The 19,567-nt window shown below is 64.6% G+C and carries 17 protein-coding genes; all 17 read right to left on the bottom strand.

Going from position 1 to position 19,567, the window contains the following annotated elements; genetic code table 11:
• Nucleotides 1–9: 9 nt before the first annotated feature.
• The 17 genes from HU750_RS02695 to HU750_RS02615 all read right to left on the bottom strand — a co-directional run bounded on the left by HU750_RS02695 (nucleotide 10) and on the right by HU750_RS02615 (nucleotide 19,491).
• The gene (locus HU750_RS02695; RefSeq protein ID WP_186676425.1) at nucleotides 10–684 is read right to left on the bottom strand and encodes an urease accessory protein UreF; all 675 of its coding nucleotides are present in this window, start codon (nucleotides 682–684) and stop codon (nucleotides 10–12) included.
• Nucleotides 684–1,229: a HupE/UreJ family protein gene (locus HU750_RS02690; RefSeq protein ID WP_099429542.1), complete on the bottom strand. Its 546-nt coding sequence runs from the start codon at nucleotides 1,227–1,229 to the stop codon at nucleotides 684–686. Before HU750_RS02690 ends, HU750_RS02695 begins: the two co-directional genes overlap by 1 nt.
• Before the next feature lie 18 nt (nucleotides 1,230–1,247).
• Nucleotides 1,248–1,745, bottom strand: coding sequence for an urease accessory protein UreE (ureE, locus tag HU750_RS02685; protein ID WP_085273497.1), 498 nt, complete (start codon nucleotides 1,743–1,745; stop codon nucleotides 1,248–1,250).
• Between the two features lie 10 nt (nucleotides 1,746–1,755).
• On the bottom strand, nucleotides 1,756–3,459 hold the full coding sequence (gene ureC / locus HU750_RS02680) for an urease subunit alpha (RefSeq protein ID WP_027594761.1): 1,704 nt from the start codon (nucleotides 3,457–3,459) through the stop codon (nucleotides 1,756–1,758).
• Complete coding sequence (locus HU750_RS02675; protein ID WP_085273499.1) at nucleotides 3,456–3,773, bottom strand: urease subunit beta; 318 nt, start codon at nucleotides 3,771–3,773, stop codon at nucleotides 3,456–3,458. Before HU750_RS02675 ends, ureC begins: the two co-directional genes overlap by 4 nt.
• 19 nt (nucleotides 3,774–3,792) lie before the next feature.
• Nucleotides 3,793–4,095, bottom strand: a complete 303-nt coding sequence (locus HU750_RS02670) for an urease subunit gamma (protein WP_027594759.1) — start codon at nucleotides 4,093–4,095, stop codon at nucleotides 3,793–3,795.
• 10 nt (nucleotides 4,096–4,105) lie between these two features.
• The gene (locus tag HU750_RS02665) at nucleotides 4,106–4,939 is read right to left on the bottom strand and encodes an urease accessory protein UreD (RefSeq protein ID WP_085273500.1); all 834 of its coding nucleotides are present in this window, start codon (nucleotides 4,937–4,939) and stop codon (nucleotides 4,106–4,108) included.
• Between the two features lie 369 nt (nucleotides 4,940–5,308).
• The gene (locus HU750_RS02660; protein ID WP_027594757.1) at nucleotides 5,309–6,223 is read right to left on the bottom strand and encodes a site-specific integrase; all 915 of its coding nucleotides are present in this window, start codon (nucleotides 6,221–6,223) and stop codon (nucleotides 5,309–5,311) included.
• A 261-nt stretch (nucleotides 6,224–6,484) separates the two neighbouring features.
• Entirely contained in the window at nucleotides 6,485–8,746 is a 2,262-nt protein-coding gene (locus HU750_RS02655) for a helicase C-terminal domain-containing protein (protein ID WP_186676423.1), read from the bottom strand.
• Complete coding sequence (locus HU750_RS02650; RefSeq protein WP_186676421.1) at nucleotides 8,743–10,392, bottom strand: VRR-NUC domain-containing protein; 1,650 nt, start codon at nucleotides 10,390–10,392, stop codon at nucleotides 8,743–8,745. The genes HU750_RS02655 and HU750_RS02650 overlap by 4 nt, the downstream gene beginning before the upstream one ends.
• Nucleotides 10,393–10,485: 93 nt before the next feature.
• Nucleotides 10,486–11,793, bottom strand: a complete 1,308-nt coding sequence (locus HU750_RS02645) for an MFS transporter (RefSeq protein ID WP_225935727.1) — start codon at nucleotides 11,791–11,793, stop codon at nucleotides 10,486–10,488.
• A gap of 97 nt (nucleotides 11,794–11,890) precedes the next feature.
• Nucleotides 11,891–13,108: a fumarylacetoacetate hydrolase family protein gene (locus HU750_RS02640; RefSeq protein WP_186676419.1), complete on the bottom strand. Its 1,218-nt coding sequence runs from the start codon at nucleotides 13,106–13,108 to the stop codon at nucleotides 11,891–11,893.
• A 26-nt stretch (nucleotides 13,109–13,134) separates the two neighbouring features.
• Nucleotides 13,135–14,205 carry an Ldh family oxidoreductase gene (locus tag HU750_RS02635; RefSeq protein WP_186676418.1) on the bottom strand — a complete coding sequence of 357 codons (1,071 nt, stop codon included), beginning with the start codon at nucleotides 14,203–14,205 and terminating at the stop codon, nucleotides 13,135–13,137.
• 16 nt (nucleotides 14,206–14,221) lie between these two features.
• On the bottom strand, nucleotides 14,222–15,802 hold the full coding sequence (locus HU750_RS02630) for an aldehyde dehydrogenase (NADP(+)) (protein ID WP_186676417.1): 1,581 nt from the start codon (nucleotides 15,800–15,802) through the stop codon (nucleotides 14,222–14,224).
• 35 nt (nucleotides 15,803–15,837) lie between these two features.
• Nucleotides 15,838–17,379 carry a D-arabinonate dehydratase gene (locus HU750_RS02625; protein WP_099429550.1) on the bottom strand — a complete coding sequence of 514 codons (1,542 nt, stop codon included), beginning with the start codon at nucleotides 17,377–17,379 and terminating at the stop codon, nucleotides 15,838–15,840.
• A gap of 164 nt (nucleotides 17,380–17,543) precedes the next feature.
• A complete protein-coding gene (locus tag HU750_RS02620; protein WP_027594750.1) occupies nucleotides 17,544–18,509 on the bottom strand; it encodes a LysR family transcriptional regulator in 966 nt (321 codons plus the stop codon).
• Nucleotides 18,510–18,543: 34 nt separating this feature from the next.
• Nucleotides 18,544–19,491 (bottom strand): LysR family transcriptional regulator, encoded by a 948-nt coding sequence (locus HU750_RS02615; RefSeq protein ID WP_099429552.1) that lies wholly within the window; start codon nucleotides 19,489–19,491, stop codon nucleotides 18,544–18,546.
• Between the last annotated feature and the right edge of the window lie 76 nt (nucleotides 19,492–19,567).

Raw genomic sequence — 19,567 nt, 5'->3', positions numbered from 1 at the left:
AGGCAGTCCTCAGGAGCGGAACAAACGGGTGTATTGGGTTTCATGTCGCGATGAAGCAATCGCCAGCAATGGCAGGCCGCCACCGAGCTGGTCATCGCCCAGGGCCAGCGCCTGGTCGAGTACGGCGGGTAAGTCCTGGCCCAGGTCGCGCAGCAAGGTTTGCGCCGCCTGCTGGCCGAACGGCACCAGCTTGACCCCGGCCATCACTGCGCCTTCGAGCCAGGCGAAGCCAATGCCCAGCGCCAACTGACGCAGCGGGATCGACCAGTAGGCGCCGAGCCAGGCCATACCGCCCAGTTGGCTGAGTTCAAGGCTGGCCCGCCAGGCGGGGTCCTGCCCCAATTGCCAGCCATCGAGCAGGCGTGCCAGCGCCGAGCCACGCTGTTGTTCTTCCAGGCGCAACTCCGCGGTTTCCCGGTTGGCCAGCAGAAAGCGGCTCCATTGGCTGAATGCTTGAGCATCCGTGGCCAGGCAGGCCTGATACAGGCGTGCCAGCACGGGCCAGTCGACGCAGACCAGGGTGTCGTGCAACTGCTCGCGCTGCCAGGCACTGAAGCTGGCGATATCCTGCACCCAACCCGCTTCGACGGCCCACTCCAGGCCTTGCGAGTAGGTGAACCCACCCACTGGCAAACCCGGGCTGGCCAGTTGCAGCAAGCGCAACAGCGCCAGGTCGCTGTCCATCAACCGGCCAGTACCAGTGCGGCGCCGGCCAGCAGGCCACCACCGAAGGCTTTTTGCAGGCCGCTGTGGCGGCGCAGCAAGCAACCCACCGCGAACCCGGCCACCAGCAGCAGGCCGCTGACGGTCACGAAGCCAGCACTGAACTGCCAGAACGCGCTGGGCGTGGCTTCAACGCCATGCGCCCAGCCGTGAAACAGGGCGAACACCGGCATGGCCAGCGCCAGCAACAGTTGGCGGCTAGGCAGCAACAGGGCCCCGGCGGCGACCAGCAACGACACGCTGATCATCGTTTCCATGCCCAACACATCCCCAAACAGATGGCCGCACACCGCGCCACCAAACATCGCCGCCAGGGTTGCCAAAGGCAAGGTCAGGTTGCGTCGGGTCAGCGCTGCGAGCACGCCAGTACCCAGCAGCATCAGTAAGTGGTCCAGGCCAGTCAGCGGGTGCAGCAGGCCGTCCTGCAACGGGTTACTGTCGTGGCCGGGGTGGGCGAAGGCCGGCACCGCCAGCATCAGCAGAAACAGGGCGAACGTCTTTTTCATCAGTAGCTCCAGGGCAGTTCAGGAATGGGCAGGCAGGCGCACGAATGGGTGGTCGTTGCCATGGCTGTGGCTATGGCTGTGCGGCGCGCTCTGGTAGGCGCCCGCCTCGGGTTCGAACGGTGCCAGTTCGGTTTCCACCGTCATGCCCAGGCCACGCAGCATGTCGTCCAGCACATAGTCGTGCTGGTAGCGCAGCAGGCCAGGTTCGATCTGCAGCGGCACATGACGGTTGCCTAAGTGGTAGGCGGCCCGTGCCAGCAAGTGCGGGTCGGCGCAACGTACCGTCGACACCGTTTCTGGTGCGGCCAGCACGCGAATGACCTGGCTGCCATCGGCATCGGCCAGCAGTTCACCGCCGCGCAGCAGGTGGCCGCGTGCGAGCATCAGCCCGGCGTCGCGGCCGTCGTCGAGGGTTACCCGCAGGCGGCTCTTGATGCGGCTGTCCACATCCAGGGTGACGGTGCCGGTTTCGGCAAGCGAGCCGGGTTCGGTGACCCGGCGAGTCAGGACTATCATCTGTGCTCCTTCAGAACAGGAAGTAACGCTGGGCGAGCGGCAGTTCGCTGGCCGGTTCGCACACCAGCAACTCGCCGTCGGCACGCACCTGGTAGGTCTGCGCATCGACTTCGATGACCGGCTGCAAGGTGTTGTGGACCATGTCGGCCTTGCGCACCCGTCGGCAGCCGTGGGCCACACCGATCAGGCTGCGCAGGTTGAGTGCTTCGGCCAGGCCGCTGTCCATGGCGGCCTGCGACAGAAAGGTCATCCGCGTGGCGTGCCGCGCCGCGCCCAAGGCGCCGAACATCGGCCGGTAGTGCACGGGTTGCGGCGTCGGGATCGAGCCATTGATATCACCCATGGGCGCGGTGACGATCATCCCGCCCTTGATCACCAAGGCGGGCTTGACCGCAAAAAAGGCCGGAGCCCACAGCACCAGGTCAGCCAGCTTGCCCACCTCCACGGAACCCACTTCATGGGCAATGCCGTGGGTCAACGCTGGGTTGAGGGTGTACTTGGCGATGTAGCGCTTGACTCGGAAGTTGTCGCTGTAGCTGTTGTCCGGCGCCAAAGGCCCACGGCGCAGCTTCATCTGGTGCGCCACCTGCCAGGTGCGCAGCACCACTTCCCCCACGCGGCCCATGGCCTGGGAGTCGGACGAGGTCATGGCGAACGCACCCATGTCATGCAGGATGTCCTCGGCAGCGATGGTCTCGCGGCGGATGCGTGACTCGGCGAACGCCACGTCCTCGGCGATGCTCGGGTCCAGGTGGTGGCAGACCATGAGCATGTCCAGGTGCTCGTCGACAGTGTTGACGGTGTACGGCAAGGTCGGGTTGGTCGAGGACGGCAGCACGTTGGCCTGCCCTGCAGCGCGGATGATGTCTGGCGCATGGCCACCGCCTGCGCCCTCGGTATGGAAGGTGTGGATGGTGCGGTCACCAATGGCCGCCAGGGTGTCTTCGATGCAACCGGACTCGTTGAGGGTGTCGGTGTGGATCGCCACCTGGATGTCCATTTCCTCGGCCACGCCCAGGCAACAGTCGATGGCTGCCGGGGTCGAGCCCCAGTCCTCGTGCAGTTTCAGGCCGACGGCGCCCGCCGCGATCTGCTCGCGCAATGCCTCGGGGCGCGACGCATTGCCTTTGCCCAGCAGGCCGATATTGATGGGCAGGCTGTCGGCGGCCTGGAGCATGCGCGCCAGGTACCACGGGCCAGGGGTGCAGGTGGTGGCGTTGGTACCGGTGGCCGGCCCCGTGCCGCCACCGATGAAGGTGGTGACGCCGCTGGTAAGGGCCTCCTCCACCTGCTGTGGGCAGATGAAGTGGATGTGCGAGTCGATGCCGCCAGCGGTGACGATCTTGCCTTCCGCAGCGATCACCTCGGTGCCTGGGCCGACTGGCACGGTGACCCCTGGTTGCACATCGGGGTTGCCGGCCTTGCCAATGGCAGCGATGCGGCCGTGCTTGACGCCAATGTCTGCCTTGACGATACCCCAGTGATCGATGATCAACGCGTTGGTCAGCACCAGGTCCATGGCTTCGGCCGCCAGCATCTGGCCTTGCCCCATGCCATCGCGGATGACCTTGCCACCGCCGAACTTGACCTCTTCGCCATACACGGTGAAGTCTTTCTCGACCTCCACCCACAGCGCGGTATCGGCCAGTCGCACGCGGTCGCCCACGGTGGGGCCGAACATGTCGGCATAGGCCTGGCGGGAAATACGGCTCATGCCCTGCCCTCCAGTGCGCCCATCACCTTGCCCTGGAAGCCATAGACCTCGCGCTTGCCGGCATAGGCAACCAGTTGCACGGTGCGGGCCTGGCCCGGTTCGAAGCGCACGGCGGTGCCGGCTGGAATGTCCAGGCGAAAGCCCAGGGTAGGCGCACGCTCGAACACCAGTGCGTCGTTGACCTCGTAGAAGTGGTAGTGCGAGCCGACCTGCACGGGCCGGTCGCCGTGGTTGGCCACGCTGACGCTCACCGTCGCGCGGCCGCTGTTGAGCTCGATGTCGCCGGCGGCGACCTGGATTTCACCTGGGATCATGCTGGGCTCCTGGGCTGTATCAGACGATAGGGTCATGCACGGTCACCAGTTTGGTGCCATCGGGGAAGGTCGCCTCGACCTGCACGTCGTGGATCATTTCAGCGACGCCGGGCATAACTTGCTCATGGCTCAACACTTCACGGCCCAGGCTCATCAGCTCGGCCACCGTGCGGCCATCCCGGGCGCCCTCGAGCACGGCGGCACTGATCAGCGCCACCGCTTCCGGGTAGTTGAGTTTCAGGCCGCGGGCCAGGCGCCGCTCCGCCAGCAACGCGGCGGTGAACAGCAGCAGTTTGTCTTTCTCTCTTGGGGTCAGCTCCATGGCGCTTCTCTCAGGTAGCCCAGATACGCGGCGGGCATGCCGGCAGGCCGAGGACGGCCGGGCGCAAGGCATGCCAGAGGCGTTGCAAGGTGTGTTGCAGGTGTTGGTTGTCGTGGTCGAGCAGGCGGATGACCAGCAGCGAGCCGATCAGGGTGGCGCCAGCGGGGTTGTCCAGCTCATCGAGCAAGGCCCGGACGTGCTCCAGCAGCGCAGGGTCCGCCGGGGCGGCGCAAAAGGTGGCGACCAAGGGATGCCCACCGAGCTTGCCTAATTGCCCGCCTTCGATGCGCAGGCGCTCGTACAGGCCTGGGTCATCGGGCATTTCGATGTGCAAGCGGCTGTCGAGGGCGCCGTGATCGAAGCGCTCATTCATCACCGGGCGGCCCAGGCACAGGGTTTCCCAGGCCAGCAACCGGGCGCCTGGCGCCAGGGTGAAGCGGCTGTCGAGGCTGGCACGGGCACCGGCGAAGAAAATGCTGTCTTGAGGCAGCCATTCCAGGGTGCTGTCGGCGGCCAGGTGAAAACGCTGGGCCAGCCGTGCGGTGGGGCCAATGCTGCGGTAGAACTTGCTCGCGCCGGGCATGGTCAGCAAGGCGTGGCTGCCAGGTTCAAGGTGGATGTCGAGTTCCAGCCGGTCACCGGCAACGATGCCGCCGGGCGGATGCAGCACATAGACATGGCACGGCGCGCCCTCGGGATAGAAAGGCCGCTGCACCAAAAGAGGTCCAAAATGCCGCCGCGCACCAAGGCGGGTCACACCATCGCGATGGGTAAAGCGCAACTGCAGGAAGGCGCTCCAGCCTGCGTCGTCTTGTTGTTGTTCGATCTGCTCCGCGAGCGACATCCTGCGGCCCCTGATATCCGTGGCCTGGTGGCCGTTTAGAGGGCCAGGCAGGCGGCGCTTGAGGGCTGCCAGCCTGACCACTCGATCAAATTCTCAGGCTGGATATAGCAGGTTGCGGGCCAACTACGCAGGTGAACAAAAATGAAATCGTCAGCGCGACCGCTCTGGCATCGGGCACACAGGGGTGGCGCGCACAAAGCGAGGGCGCACGAAGGCCCTGTTTCGGTGCCCGAATGTAATCAGCTTTGTTTTTTGTAGGAGCAGCCTTGTGCTGCGAAGAGGCCGGTGTAAGCACCTGCAATCTCCACTGCTTACAACGGCCTCTTCGCAGCACAAGGCTGCTCCTACAGACAGCTAGGCAGTGAGGCTTCAGTAATCGAAGCGGTCTACCGCCCGCCGCCGTTCGTTGTCATCCCGGCGATCGTAACTGGCCGTGGTCTGGATATTGGCATGGTGCGCGAGCTTCTGGGCAATCGACAGGTCGTGCTCTTCAATAACCCGGGTGATGAATGCACGGCGAAAATCATGGGGCATGATCTTCACACCCACCTGGGCACCGCGTTGGCGCGCAATGTAGTAGATCGCATGCTTGGTGATGCGGGCGCGGGTAATGTGGTTGCCCCGGCGAATGCGGTTGAACAGGAACGGGTCGTCCGCTGCCCCCTCCGGCAAATCGTTGCGACGCAGGTCCAGCCACGCCTGCAGCTTTTCGAACGCCCAAGGCGGCGCATACTTGATCAACTGCCGGTTGCCCTTGCCCAGTACCTGCAGGCTGCGAGCGTCGAAGTCGACCTGGTCCAGGTCGATGTCGACCGACTCCGACTTGCGCATGCCGGTGCCGTACAGCAAGGCAATGATCGCCGCGTCCCGCACACCTTGCGGCCGAGGGTCGGCCGCGCACACGTCCATCAACTCACGGATCAGGCTGCGCCGCAGGTTGCGCCCCGGTGGCAGGCGGCTACCGGTCGCCGGCTTGACCTCGCGGATCCTCAACAGCTGCTCATGGTCGATCAGGCCCTGGCGCCACGCCTCGTTCATCACCCCACGCACCGCATTCACATACAGCGACGAACTGTTAGGGGCGTACCCATCCTCGCGCAATGCCGCTACCAAGCCGATCACATGCCCAGGTTCGAGCAAGTGCCACGGTACATCGACAAGGTTGCAGTCGACGAAACCCAGCCGGTCGGCCGCGTCCTGAAGGATGTAGCGCATGGTTTGCTGGCTCGACGGCGCCAGGCGGGCCATGTACTGCAGCAGCGGATTTTTCGAGAGATCGGTCACAACGTGAATCCTGTAGCGACGCTTGGACCGGTACGGGGACAGCCAAAGCGTGAAGCGAGTCTATTCGACATGAAAGCAAGCCCAAATGACAACGCATGGCCATTCGGGCTTGGAGCAGTGCCATCACCTTGATATTCAAGGGGTTTGAAGACGGCGCGGAGGGTAATGTTACCCCAACTGACGCCCGCATAACGAACCCAAGCCCGCCTACCCGTCCACAGTTTGACCAGCGGTGAACGGCGCCAAGGGCAGCGGCAAGCGTCACGCACCGCCCGACCGCCACCAACTGGGAAACATTTGCTGAACCCGTGGTTCGGCAAAGCGTTCGTCGATCAACACCAGCACGCCTTGGTCCTGGTCCCCCCGAATGACCCTGCCCGCCGCCTGAATGACCTTGCGCACGCCTGGGTAGAGGTAGGCGTAATCAAAGCCTGCGCCAAACTGGCGCCCCAGGCGCTGCTTGAACTGCTCGTTGACGGGGTTGACCTGGGGCAGCCCGAGGGTCGCGACAAACGCCCCGATCAAGCGCGTGCCGGGTAAATCGACCCCTTCCCCGAACGCGCCCCCCAGCACCGCAAAACCCACCCCGCAGCCATCCGCTACGAAGCGGTCGAGAAATGCCTGACGCGCCTCTTCATCCATGCCTGCCGCCTGCGCCCACAGGGGAATGTCGGCATGCCGCTCTGCCAGCAAGCCGGCCACCTGCTGCAGGTATTCGAAGCTGCTGAAAAAGGCCAGGTAGTTACCGGGCATGCGCTGGTACTGCTCGGCGATCAGCTCGACGATTGGCGCCAGCGAAGCCTGGCGTTCTCGGTAACGGGTCGAGACCTGGCTGGCGATGCGTACTTCGAGTTGTTCGGCGCGAAACGGCGCTGCCACCTCCAACCAGGCCGTGTCGGCCGGCATGCCGAGCAAGTCGCTGTAGAAATGCCGAGGGCTCAGCGTGGCGGAAAACAGCGTCACACTGCGCGCCGCCTGCATGCGTGGGGCCAGCAGCCGCGCCGGGGTGACATTGCGCAGGCACAGGGTGGCCAGGCGCCGCTTGCGCTGGCCTTCGCGCTGGCTGATGTCGAAGATGAAATGCTCGTCGAACAATTCAGCCACCCGGCTGAACTGCAACGCCTGGTAGAAGAACTGCAGCACTTGCGCATCTACCTCGGCTGGTGCCTGATTCATGCGCTCCTGGATCAGCCCGATGCACTGCTGCAGGGCGCGTATGAAGGCCTCCGGCAACTGCTCGCTGGCCTGATACGGTGCACGCTGCTCTTTGTACAACGCGTTCCACTGCCGGTTGAGGCGGTCCAGCGCACGGGTCAGCCCTTGCGGTTTGCTCTGGCGCAAGGCGAGCAACTGGCTTTGATCGAGGCTGGCGCTGTACATGCCGCGACCGCGCTCGACCAAGTTGTGCGCTTCGTCCACCAGCACCGCCACCCGCCATTGGTTAGCCTGGGCCAAGCCGAACAGCAAGGCATGGGCATCGAAGTAATAGTTGTAGTCGGCCACCACCAGGTCGACCCAGCGGGCCATTTCCTGGCCCAGGTAATAAGGGCAAACCTGATGCGCCAAGGCCACCTCGCGCAGGCTGGCACGGTCCAGCAACGGCACCCCTGCTGCTGCCTCGCGCGCGGCGGGCAGGCGGTCGTAGAAGCCTTGCGCCAACGGGCAGGACTCGCCATGGCAGGCTTTGTCGGGGTACTCGCAGGCCTTGTCGCGGGCGATCAGCTCCAAGGTGCGCAAGGCCGGTTGCGGCGTGGCATCGGTGATCTGGCGCATGGCATCGAGGGCCAGCGCACGGCCCGGCGTCTTGGCCGTCAGAAAGAACACTTTGTCGAGCTGCTGCGGCACCATCGCCTTGAGCAACGGGAACAAGGTGCCCAGGGTCTTGCCGATACCGGTACTGGCCTGAGCCATCAGGCATCGGCCGGTGCTGACAGCCTTGTACAGGGTCTCGGCCAATTGCCGCTGGCCCTGGCGGAATTGCGCATAGGGAAACCCCAGCGCCTGCAGATCGCGGTCACGCTCGGCCAGTCGGCCTTGCTGACGCTGCGCCCAAGCCAGAAAGCAGCGGCACTGGGTATCGAAGAACGCTTGCAGCGCGGCAGCCGTGTGGTGCTCGCTGATCAGCGTCTGGCCGTCGCTGTCCACGTCCAGGTAGACCAGGGCCACTTCGATGGCCGGCAATTGCCGCGCTTGGCACATCAACCAGGCGTAGACCTTGGCCTGGGCCCAGTGCAGTTGGCGATGGTTGGCCGGCTGGCGCGTAAGGTCGCCGCGGTAGGTCTTTATCTCTTCCAAGCGGTTGCAACTGGGGTCGTAACCGTCGGCTCGGCCTCGCACCCGCAGGCTTTCGAACTGCCCCTCAAGGGCCACCTCCGACTCGTAATCGGCCGCACGCTGCGCCACTACCCGACGGTGCCCCTCGATGCCTTCCTGGGCCGTGGGCGACGGGGTAAAGCGCAGGTCCAGGTCGCCAACCTTGGCACTGAACTCGCACAGGGCACGCACCGCCACGCTGTAGCTCACGCCGCCTCGCTCCAGCGCACATGGCACACTGCAACGGGCAAACCTTGGGCACGGCAAAACTCTAGCCAGCGTAATTGGTTGTCTTGCAGGCGGTCGCCCGGCCCCTTGACCTCGACCATGCGGTAGCCGCCCTGCTCGGGCCAGAACTGGATCAGATCAGGCATCCCGGCGCGGTTGTTGCGGATGTCCTGCAACAGGCGCAGAAAGCACTGCTTCAGGTGCGCGGCCGGCAGGCAGGCCAGTGCCTGTTCGAGCAAGGCTTCGCTGAGCATCGGCCAGAACACGAACGGCGACTGCAGGCCGTGCTTGGCGGCGTAGCAATCGAGAATGGCCTGGCGGTGGCTACCCTCGTCGAGCCGCCCCAGGCAGCGGTCGAACAACGCACTGCGCCGTTGCTGGAAGTCGCTGTCGTGCAGGTCTTGTGGCGCGGCCTGGAACGGGTTGAAAAAGGCACCCGGTACCGGCGCGAAAATAGCCTCCCAGCACAACAGGCCGAACAAGCTGTTGAACAGTGTGTTTTCCACGTAATGAACCTGCCCGCCGGCTTCGGCCAAGTGCTGGCGCACAGCCTCCTCCACACCCAGGGCTGCGTGTTCACGCGGCAGCTCAAGTTCGATCAAATGCAGCGGCGCAGCACGCTGACGACGTTGTGGCGGGCCGCCAAGTTTGCGGGCCAGGCGCGGCAGCATGCGTTCGAGCGCCTGCACCTCCAGCGCATTGGCCGGGGCCGCGGCCAGCTGCTGTGCCAGTGCATGGGCCTGCGGCCATTGTTCGCTACGTTCCAGTACACGCACCTGACGGATTCGCGCTTGCGCATGGCTGCACTGGCCGTAGACAGCCATGGCCTGGTCCCAGTCGCCCTGGCGCTCGCATTGCTGGCCCAGGGCAAACAGCAGGCGCGCATGGCGCCGGGCCAACCAAGGGTTGTCACTGTGCAGCCCTGCCATCGCCCCCAGAATCGACAGCGGATCATCGCCCTGCTCCAGGCGCTCGGCGCACTGGTGCAAGGCCATGGCCAGATCGACCTCGGCGCGATGGCGCAAGGCGCGCGAATCGGTGCTGAAAGGCACGTGCTCGTAGCGCAGCAAGCCCAGGTCGGCGAGCACGAAGTCCGACCAGTCCTGGTAAAGGTTGCCGAAGAACAACAGGCGCATGCGGTCACACAGCGGCTGCAGGCACCACTGGAAAATGCGCACGTCACTGCCGGGGAACCACGCCTGCAATGGCCTGGCCGTTAGCCCCAGGGGTTGAAGCTGTGCGAGCAAGTCGTGCTTGGCGGCGCGCGGCCGGCTCAATTGGGCGGCGAAGCACGAAGCCAGTTCGTCCTTGCGCAGCAAGCTGAACAGCTGCTCCAGCTCCAGATGCGCAGGCTCCCGAACCCAACCCAACGCCTGCAACGGCTGCAAGGCCAGCGCGGTGTCGCCGATCTCGGCATAGGTCAGCTTGTCACTGCGAAACAGCTCGCCCTTGCGCATGACCATACGCACCATCAAGGCCTGCGCCGGCGCGTCCAATTGCGCAAACGCCTGGATGAACGCCAGCTCCTGGTCATCGAGCAGGTCTTCATAGCGCTGCTCGACCCATAGCAGCACCTGGCGGAAGTTATGCAGGTAATAGAACGGGTCGTCGACAGAATGGGCGATCACGGGGCAAAGTCGGGCAGTGAATGTGGGTACTGGTTATACATACAGATACCCACACCTGACAAGTGCCGTAGGTCCAGTGGCGCAGTAGGGCTGTTACTGGGTCACCCCAACCATCGGCCCCGCCTCGGCCTTGGCACTGCCGATCGGTGCCTTCAGCAGCAGGAAGTAAGCCACCGCCGAGCACAGTGCCACGATCGCGCTGATCATGAATGCCGTGTTGAACGAACCCGAGTACTGGATGCTGAAGCCGGTGACGATCGGTGCCACGGAGCCCGCAATGTAGCCGCCGAAGTTCTGGATCGAGCCAAACGACGCCACCCGCGGGCTGTCGACGATGGTGTTGACGATCATCCACGCGGTGGCACTGGCCATGTTGATGCTGAACAGCGCCAGGCACAGCAGTACCACACAGCCGGTCAGGCCACTGACGAAGGACAGCGGCAAGGTGAACAGCGCCGCCAGCACCAGGCCGGTGATCACGCTGAATTTGCGGCTGCCAAGGATGCTCATGCCGCGTTTGACCAGCAAGTCACAGAAGCGCCCGGCGACGATCGTGCCCGCCGCACCGAAGCCATAGGCCAGCGAAACCACCCAAGCAGTCTTGTACAGGTCCAGGCCGTGCTCACGTTCAAAGTAGCCGGGGAGCCAGGTCAGGTGCAGCCAGAGCATGTAGATCACGCCCATGAAGCCCAGTACCGCCCCCCAGGTGCTGCGGTGCTTGAACAAGTCGAGCCAACCCGCAAAGTACGACACCTTCGGCGCCTGTGGATTGGCCGCAGGCAGCGGCTGCTTGGACTCGGTAGGCAACGGTTTACCTTGCGCAGCGAGCTCGGCCAGGTACTGCGCCTTGCTCTTGTAGAAGCTCAACCAGCACACCGCCAGCACCACACCGATCAACCCGGTGATGATGAACATGCCGCGCCAGCCGAAATTGACCATGAACAGCGTCAGCAAGGGTGGCGCCAGGCATGGGCCAAGACAGGTCGAGGACCAGACGATACCGGTCGGGGTGCCGCGTTCGTTAGCATCGAACCATTCCGACAAGGCCTTGGCCGCCGAAGGGAACATCGGCGCCTCGCCAATCCCCAGCAACACGCGCAAGCCCATGAAACCGGCAAAGCTGCTGACCATGCCAAAGGTGGCCTGGGCCACCGACCAGGCCAGCAACGAGGCGCCGAGGGCGATCTTGCTGCCCAGGCGGTCGATGATCATACCCATTGGCAACTGGGCAAAGGCATAAGCAATGGAGAAGGCCGACAACAGAATGCCCATCTGCGAGGGGCTGATCATCATGTCTTTCTGGATCGAGGTGTTGGCGATCGACAGCGCGCTACGGTCCAGGTAGTTGACGATGCCAATCAACAGCAGGAAGACAACGGTGAGGCGCTGATACTTCTTCATAGGGTTCATTGGGTGGCCTTTATTATTATTGTTGCGGCGCCTTCAGCGCCTTGGCGATCCGTCGGTCCTGTTGCGTTCATCCTTGGTGCGGCAACCCTCAAGGTTGACGCGCAGTTACCGCCGCCTCGAGCAGGCCGCGCCGGCTCAGGCTGTCGATCAGCGCACGCAGGCCGAAGCCCCACTGCGGCGCGAGGTCGCTGGTGGTGACACGGTTGCACAGGGTGCCCAATTGCGCGTTGCTGATGGCGACCAGGTCGCCGGGCTTGTGGGTAAAACCGTTGCCTGGCTGGTCGCGGTCCTGCTTGGGCGCGAACAGGGTACCGAGAAACAGCACCAGACCGTCGGGATACTGGTGGTTTTCGTTGAGGGTCTGCTGCACCAGGTCCTGGGGGTCGCGGCTGATCTGGCGCATGGAGCTGCGGCCGGACAGGATGAAGCCGTCCTGGCCCTCGACACGCAGGTCCACTTCGGCGTTACGCACATCGTCCAGGCTGAAGCTCTCGTCGAACAGGCGCAGCAATGGCCCCAGCGAGGTGGAGGCGTTGTTGTCCTTGGCCTTGGACAGCAGCAAGGCACTGCGCCCCTCGAAGTCGCGCAGGTTGACATCGTTGCCGAGCATGGCGCCCTTGATGCTGCCGTCGCTCGACACCGCCAGTACCACTTCCGGCTCCGGGTTGTTCCAGCTCGACTTGGGGTGGATACCGATGTCGGCACCATGCCCGACCGCCGACAGTGGCTGCGCCTTGGTGAAGACTTCGGCATCCGGGCCGATGCCCACCTCCAGGTATTGCGACCACAGGCCCTGCTCCACCAGGACCTTGCGCAGCGCTTCGGCCTGGGCAGAGCCCGGGATGATCTGGGAGAGGTCCGCACCGATGCGGCTGGCCAGCGTATCGCGGATGGCATCGGCCTTGGCCGGGTCGCCCTTGGCTTGCTCCTCCACCACTCGCTCCAGCAAGCTGGCGGCGAAGGTGACACCGGCGGCCTTCACCGCTTGCAGGTCGATCGGTGCCAACAGCCAAGGCAAGCGCGCGTCACGCTGGCCAGGGTCGCTGTTGGCCAGCAGCGCCGGCAACTCGATCAACGCGTCGGGCAAAGGCAACGCACGTAGGTAGGCCACCGGGTCGGCCACTTCCAGCAGGGCCGAAACCGTCGCCACATGGGCGCTGATATCGTGCACGGCGCCGGCCTTGACAAGCACCACGGCGGGGCCTTGATCCGGCAGCCAGACGCGCCCCACCCAGCTGCCGGTGTCGAACACGGCAAGGTCGTGGCTTAGCGGCAGTGGCTGGTTGGCATTCGATTGGTCTGTCATGGGTGCACCCTTGTTGTCATTGTCATTCATTGGGAAAGCGCCTGCGAACGGGTCGCCAGCTGCAACTGCTCGGCCAGCCGGTCGAGGTCGTCGAGCACTGGCTGCGACAGGCTCAGGCCCTGCGTCAAGGCTTGCCGGCGCAACGCCAGGCCGGCTTGCCCAGGCAGGCGCACCGGGCGCTCGGGGTCTACCGGTCGGCTGGCCACGATCAACCGGCCGAGGAAGCTGGTTTCGTCGGTAAACGCTTGCAAGCCGCCGAAAAAGCGCGGGTCGATGACCACCGCGGTGGCCGACGCGCCCCACTGGTCCGGGGCGTCCTTGCGGCCATGGCCGGCCAATGCCGAGGTCAGTGCCTCGACCAGGATTGCCAGGGCAAAGCCCTTGTGGCCAAAGGCCTGACCACCCAGTGGCAGAATGCTGCCCTGGGGCGTGGTGAAGAAGTCACGCGGGTCATCGCTCAGGTGGCCATCGTTGCTCATCAGCACCGGGTGCGGCAGCCGGCTGCCGGTATCACGGCACTGCCCGACCAGGCCGAGGGTCACCGTAGACATGCTCACGTCCAGCAGGATCGGCTCACCCTGGGTCGGTATGCCGGCGGCAATCGGGTTGGGCGTGAACACCGGGTCGACCCCGCCATGGGCACAGACCAGCCCCACGGACGGGTCCGAGGAATACACCATGGCCACCAGGCCACGGTCGGTATAAGGCTTGAGGTAAGCCGCCAGGCAGCCGATGTGCGCGGCCCGGCGCACCACGGCAATGCCGATGCCCTGTGCGCTGGCACCTTTGGCCGCGCAGTCGAGGGCCCGGCTGACACAGTACGGGCCAAGTACGTAATGGCCGTCGAAAAGACTGGAAATGCCGCTGTCCGACACCTGCTCCAGCGCCTGGGCCTGCGCCTTGACCTGCCCGCTGAGCATGCCGCCGATATAGCGGCTGACCAGGTTGAGGCCGTGGGTGCGATGGCCTAGCAGTTCGCCTTCGAGCAATACCTGGGTCACCACTTGGGCGACCTCGGCATCGGCACCGGCTTTTTCAAACAGTTGCTCGACGAACCGGGTTAGCGCCTGCACGTCATACCGTTTGGTTTGCGTCATGCCTGTCACTCCACGGTCAGTTCAGGGCTGCGGTGCTGGGCTTGCCGTCCACCAGGCGCTGGATGCCCAACGGGTTGGCGTTCTGCAGGGCGGCGGGCAGCAAGGCGTCAGGCACGTTCTGGTAGCACACCGGGCGCAGGAAGCGGTCGATGGCCAGGGTGCCGACCGAGGTGCCGCGGGCGTCCGAAGTGGCCGGGTATGGGCCGCCGTGGACCATGGCATCGCACACCTCGACCCCGGTGGGGTAGCCATTGAGCAGCACGCGACCCACCTTCACTTCCAACGCACCCAGCAAGTAGCCGTAGGCCGCCAGGTCGGCATCGTCCGCCAGCAACGTGGCGGTCAGTTGGCCGCGCAAGGCTGCCACCGCGCGCGTCAGCTCGGCTTCATCGGCAACCTGAACCACCACTGTGCACGGGCCGAACACTTCTTCCTGAAGCAGCTCGTCCTGCTCCAGCAGCAGGCTGACATCAGCCTCGAACAGGTGCGGTTGAGCCTGGTTACCGTGTTGCACCTGGCCACTCAACCGCTTGACCCCAGGGTGGGCAATCAAGGCCTGCAAGCCCTTGCCATAGCTGCCCAGGGTGCCAGCGTTGAGCATGGTCTGCGGCGCTTGCTCTGCCATGTGCCCGGCCAACTGCTCGACAAAGGCACTGAACGCTGGGGAGCGAATGCCCAGGACCAAGCCCGGGTTGGTGCAGAACTGGCCACAGCCCTGCACCACCGACGCGGTGAGGTCCTTGGCCAGTTGCGCACCGCGCGAGGCCAAGGCCTGGGGCAGCACCAGCACCGGGTTGATGCTCGACATTTCGGCGAACACCGGAATCGGCTGCGGCCGTGCCGCCGCCATGTCGCACAGCGCACGCCCGCCCTTGAGCGACCCGGTAAACCCGACTGCCTGGATGCCGGGGTGCTTGACCAAGGCCTCGCCAACCCCGCCGCCGAAGATCATGTTGAACACACCGGCTGGCATGCCCGTCCGTTCAGCGGCACGAATCAACGCTTCAGCTACGCGTTCGGCAGTGGCCATATGGCCGCTGTGGGCCTTGAAGACGACCGGGCAACCGGCCGCCAGGGCTGCTGCGGTATCGCCACCCGCTGTGGAGAACGCCAGCGGGAAATTGCTGGCGCCGAACACCGCCACCGGGCCCACACCGATGCGGTACTGGCGCAAGTCTGGGCGGGGCAACGGCGTGCGCTCAGGTAGGGCCTGGTCGATGCGGGCGCCATAGAAGTCGCCACGGCGCAGCACCTGGGCGAACAGGCGCATCTGCCCGCTGGTACGCCCCCGCTCGCCCAGGATTCGCGCAGTAGGCAAGGCCGTTTCCTGGCAGGTCAAGGCAATGAAGTCTTCGCCGAGGGCGTCGAGTTCGTCGGCAATGGCCTCCAGGAACTCGGCGCGGCGCACCGCTGGCAGGTTACGAAACAGCGGGAAAGCCGCCGAGGCCGCGCCCACGGCGTTGTCGACTTCGGCCAAGGTGGCCTGATAGAAACCGCCGGGCAGGCGCTCGCCGGTGTGGGCGTCCACGCTGTAGACCAGGGTTTGGCCCAGCGCGCTGCGCTGGCCGGCAATGAAGTTGTGTCCGCTAACGTGCATAAAAGGTTGCCTCAAATTCGGGAGTGGGCTGTCGATCAGGTCACGGCGCCGATCTGCCAGGGTACGAACTCGTTCTGCCCATAGCCGTGCTGTTCGCTTTTGCTGCGCGCGCCGGAGGCGATGCGCAGCATCTGTTCGAAGATGTACGCGCCACGCTCTTCGATGCTGGTGGAGCCATCAGCGATGCCACCGCAGTTGACGTCCATGTCCTCTTCCTGGTGCTCGAACACCCGGTTGTTGGTCGCCAGCTTGATCGACGGCGCCGGGGCGCAGCCGTAGGCCGAACCGCGGCCGGTGGTGAAGGCAATCAGGTTGGCGCCGCCTGCGACTTGGCCGGTGGCCGAGACCGGGTCGTAGCCCGGCGTGTCCATGAACACCAGCCCATGGGCGCGTACCGCTTCGGCGTACTGGTAGACGTCGACCAGGTTGCTGGAGCCGGCCTTGGCCACCGCACCCAGCGACTTCTCGAGGATGGTGGTCAGGCCGCCCGCCTTGTTGCCGGCCGACGGGTTGTTGTTCAGTTCAGCGTTCATGCGCTGGCAGTAGTCTTCCCACCAGTGGATGCGTGCCACCAGCTTCTCGCCGACTTCGCGGCTTACGGCGCGACGGGTCAGCAGGTGCTCGGCGCCATAAATTTCCGGTGTTTCAGACAGAATCGCGGTGCCACCGGCCGCCACCAGGCGGTCGACGGCATTGCCCAACGCGGGGTTGGCGGTGATCCCCGAGTAGCCATCGGAGCCGCCGCACTGCAGGCCAACGATCAAGTGGCGGGCGCTGACCGGCTCGCGTTCTACCTGGTTGGCCTGGGCCAACAGCGCCTTGACCTGCTCAATGCCAGCAGCGATCGTCTTCGAGGTGCCGCCAATGCCTTGGATGGTGAAGGCGCGTAGTTGCGTGCTGGTGGTAAGCCCTTGGGTCTCCAGCAGGCTTTCGATCTGGTTGGTTTCACAACCCAGGCCGATGATCAGCACGGCCGCGAAATTGGGGTGTACGGCATAGCCAGCCAAGGTCCGACGCAACAGGCCCAAGGCTTCACCGGAAGGGTCTACTGCGCAGCCGGCACCGTGGGTCAAGGCCACTACACCGTCGATATTCGGGTAGTCGGCCAGCGCTTCGGGGTGGATGTCACGGCGGAAATGGTCGGCCACGGCCCGGGCCACGGTCGCCGAACAGTTCACCGAGGTGAGAATGCCAATGTAGTTGCGGGTGGCTACCCGGCCATCGGCACGCACAATGCCCTGGAACACCGCCTCAGCGACCGGCGTGCTGCGGGCATCGACGCCAAAAGCATAGTCGCGGGCAAAATCACCCATCTGCACGTTGTGCACGTGAACATGGTCGCCGGCGTCGATGGCCTGTGAAGCAAAACCGATGATCTGGCCGTAGCGGCGCAGGGGCTGGCCCTGCTCCACGCGCTGAGTGGCGACTTTATGGCCTGAGGGGATCGCCTGGCGGACGATGATCCCTTCTGCGTCGAGGTGCAAACCTTCAGGCAAGGCCTGGCGGGCGATGAGAACGTTGTCCAGCGGGTTGAGGCGGATGACGGCAAGGTCACCAGAGCGGGCAATCAGTTGCATGAGACCTCTCAAGGCGGTGCGGCTGACTTCTTGTTATGGCGTCGCCCGTTCGATACCGGGCGAATCTGCAACCACTGTAAGAAGCCTTGCGCAACATTCCCAATGAGATGATCCGATCACGCGATAACCCAGGGTTATCAATACCATCTATCGGTGGCGATTTATCAATCGCTTGTTGTGCCCTGCGCGGTACGTCGTTGCTGCGCGAAGTCGAGCAGAATCTCGACGAACGCGTGGGCCGACGGGGTCAGCGGCTCGTCCTTGCGGGTAACGATGCCGTACTCCAGCGCGGGCAGGTGCAAGGGGCTCTGCAGTTCCTTGAACTGGCCGCTGCTCAGCTGTGCGGCGACCATCGACCTGGGCAGCATCGCGATCATCGGGCCCGATTGCAGCAACTGCAGGAACATCGGCATCGAGATGGTCTCGACGCTGTCCGCCGGTGTGGCAATTCCGGCCACCCTGAAGGCCTGCTCCAGGCGATTGCGAATTGGCGTGCCCACGGGGTAAAGCACCCAGGGCCACTCACCCAGTGCCTCCACCGGGGTGCTGGCCAGCGCATTGAGGGGGTGGCGGCTGTTGACCACCAGGCTGAAGGGCTCAGGCTCCAGGGGCTGATAGTCGAACAGCTGACTGAAGCGTTCTTCCGTGAAGCGGCCGATCATGATGTCGAGTTTGTTCTGCTCCAGCATGGCCAACAGGTGGTCACTGGAGTGCTCGACCACTTCGATCGAGAGCAACGGGCTGCGTGCCTTGATGGCGGCAATGGCTTGAGGCAGCACCACGGGGGTGGCCGCAAAAATGCCACCCACCCGGATGAACCCGTGCCCGCCCTTGCGCAGCCGGTTGACCTGGTCGACAAACTGCTGCGAGTCGCCCAGCACCCCTTGGGCGTAGCGCACCACATACTCGCCAAGCTCGGTGGGCGGCATGCTGCGTGGCAGGCGCTCGAACAAGGCGAAGCCAAACTGCTCCTCCAGGTCACGCAGCATTTTGCTCAGCGCCGGCTGGCTGAGGTTCATCCGCGTGGCGGTGGCGTGCATGTTGCGGGTGCGTGCCAGGGTGTCGATCAGCACCAGGTGCTTGTAGCGGACCCAGTTGCAAAAGCTGGAGTGGGTAATGTCCGACGGCATCAGAGGGCAACCTCGAAAAGGTGTAAAGGCAGGGCTATTGCGTGCGCAGGTACTGCAGCAACCTGTCCAAGGCCACAGAGTTGGGCCGCGAGCGCAGGGTCAGCAAGCCCAGGTTGGCCATCGAGATCGGCAGCTCTACCGGCAGGATGGCGACCATGCCGTAGCGCGCATAATGCTCGGCCACATCGTTGGGCACCACCGCAATCATCTCGGACGCCTCCAACATCGCGGTGGTGGCCAGGATCGAGGCGGTTTCGACAATGTCCAGCGACTGCACCATGCCGCCCGCCTGCAAGGCACTTTCGACCCGGCGGCGCATGGGGCTGCCGATGGGGTGCAGGATCCAGGTCAGGGCCACCAGGTCGGCCAGTTGCAACGCCTTGGCGTCGGCCAAGGGGTGGCCGGCGCGGGCGATGACGCGCATTTGCTCACCGCCCTCGAACAGTTCGATGTTCAGGTCCTGGCTGTCGCTCTGGTCGGGCAGGCGCCCGACCACCATGTCGAAATCACCGCGCAGCAGCGCCGGCAACAAGGTATCGCTGGTGCCGACTTCGAGCGAGATACGCACCTTGGGGTGATCGCGCTTGTAGGCCAGCACCGCCTTGGTCAGCAAACCGGGCACCGGCCCCATCACACTGCCCACCCGCACCAGGCCCAAGGCACCGCGCGCCAATTCGGCGATCTGTGCCTGGGCATGTTCGAACTCGTGCAGCGCGTTCTGCGCGTAGCGGATCATTACCTCGCCATACAGCGTTGGCTGCATGCCACGCGGCAGGCGCTCGAACAGGCGCACGCCCAGGCGTTCTTCCAGTTGCTGCAGCAGCAGGCTGGCTGCCGGTTGCGTGGTGTGCATCGCCGTGGCGGCACGGCGCAGGTTGCCGAACTCGCCCAGGGCGTTGAGCAAGGTGATCTGGCGGCTGGAGATCTTCAATGTGCCAAGGTTTTGCGGCAGCGCTGGGCTGTCTGCGGGCATTTGAGACATATCAATTCCGATATCCCTACTTAGGAATTGGCGATTATGCCTGTATCGCTCGACAACCTACAGTCGAGTCTCCCAC

This window comes from Pseudomonas sp. SWRI50, assembly GCF_014269095.1.
GTDB classification, from domain to species: Bacteria; Pseudomonadota; Gammaproteobacteria; order Pseudomonadales; family Pseudomonadaceae; genus Aquipseudomonas; species Aquipseudomonas kermanshahensis.
This window is presented reverse-complemented; position numbering and strand designations above follow the sequence as displayed.

Coding starts and splice junctions, on each gene's coding strand:
- HU750_RS02695 (WP_186676425.1), bottom strand. CDS start 684: ATGGACAGCGACCTGGCGCTGTTGCGCTTGCTGCAACTGGCCAGCCCG.
- HU750_RS02690 (WP_099429542.1), bottom strand. CDS start 1,229: ATGAAAAAGACGTTCGCCCTGTTTCTGCTGATGCTGGCGGTGCCGGCC.
- ureE (WP_085273497.1), bottom strand. CDS start 1,745: ATGATAGTCCTGACTCGCCGGGTCACCGAACCCGGCTCGCTTGCCGAA.
- ureC (WP_027594761.1), bottom strand. CDS start 3,459: ATGAGCCGTATTTCCCGCCAGGCCTATGCCGACATGTTCGGCCCCACC.
- HU750_RS02675 (WP_085273499.1), bottom strand. CDS start 3,773: ATGATCCCAGGTGAAATCCAGGTCGCCGCCGGCGACATCGAGCTCAAC.
- HU750_RS02670 (WP_027594759.1), bottom strand. CDS start 4,095: ATGGAGCTGACCCCAAGAGAGAAAGACAAACTGCTGCTGTTCACCGCC.
- HU750_RS02665 (WP_085273500.1), bottom strand. CDS start 4,939: ATGTCGCTCGCGGAGCAGATCGAACAACAACAAGACGACGCAGGCTGG.
- HU750_RS02645 (WP_225935727.1), bottom strand. CDS start 11,793: ATGAAGAAGTATCAGCGCCTCACCGTTGTCTTCCTGCTGTTGATTGGC.
- HU750_RS02640 (WP_186676419.1), bottom strand. CDS start 13,108: ATGACAGACCAATCGAATGCCAACCAGCCACTGCCGCTAAGCCACGAC.
- HU750_RS02635 (WP_186676418.1), bottom strand. CDS start 14,205: ATGACGCAAACCAAACGGTATGACGTGCAGGCGCTAACCCGGTTCGTC.
- HU750_RS02630 (WP_186676417.1), bottom strand. CDS start 15,802: ATGCACGTTAGCGGACACAACTTCATTGCCGGCCAGCGCAGCGCGCTG.
- HU750_RS02625 (WP_099429550.1), bottom strand. CDS start 17,379: ATGCAACTGATTGCCCGCTCTGGTGACCTTGCCGTCATCCGCCTCAAC.
- HU750_RS02620 (WP_027594750.1), bottom strand. CDS start 18,509: ATGCCGTCGGACATTACCCACTCCAGCTTTTGCAACTGGGTCCGCTAC.
- HU750_RS02615 (WP_099429552.1), bottom strand. CDS start 19,491: ATGTCTCAAATGCCCGCAGACAGCCCAGCGCTGCCGCAAAACCTTGGC.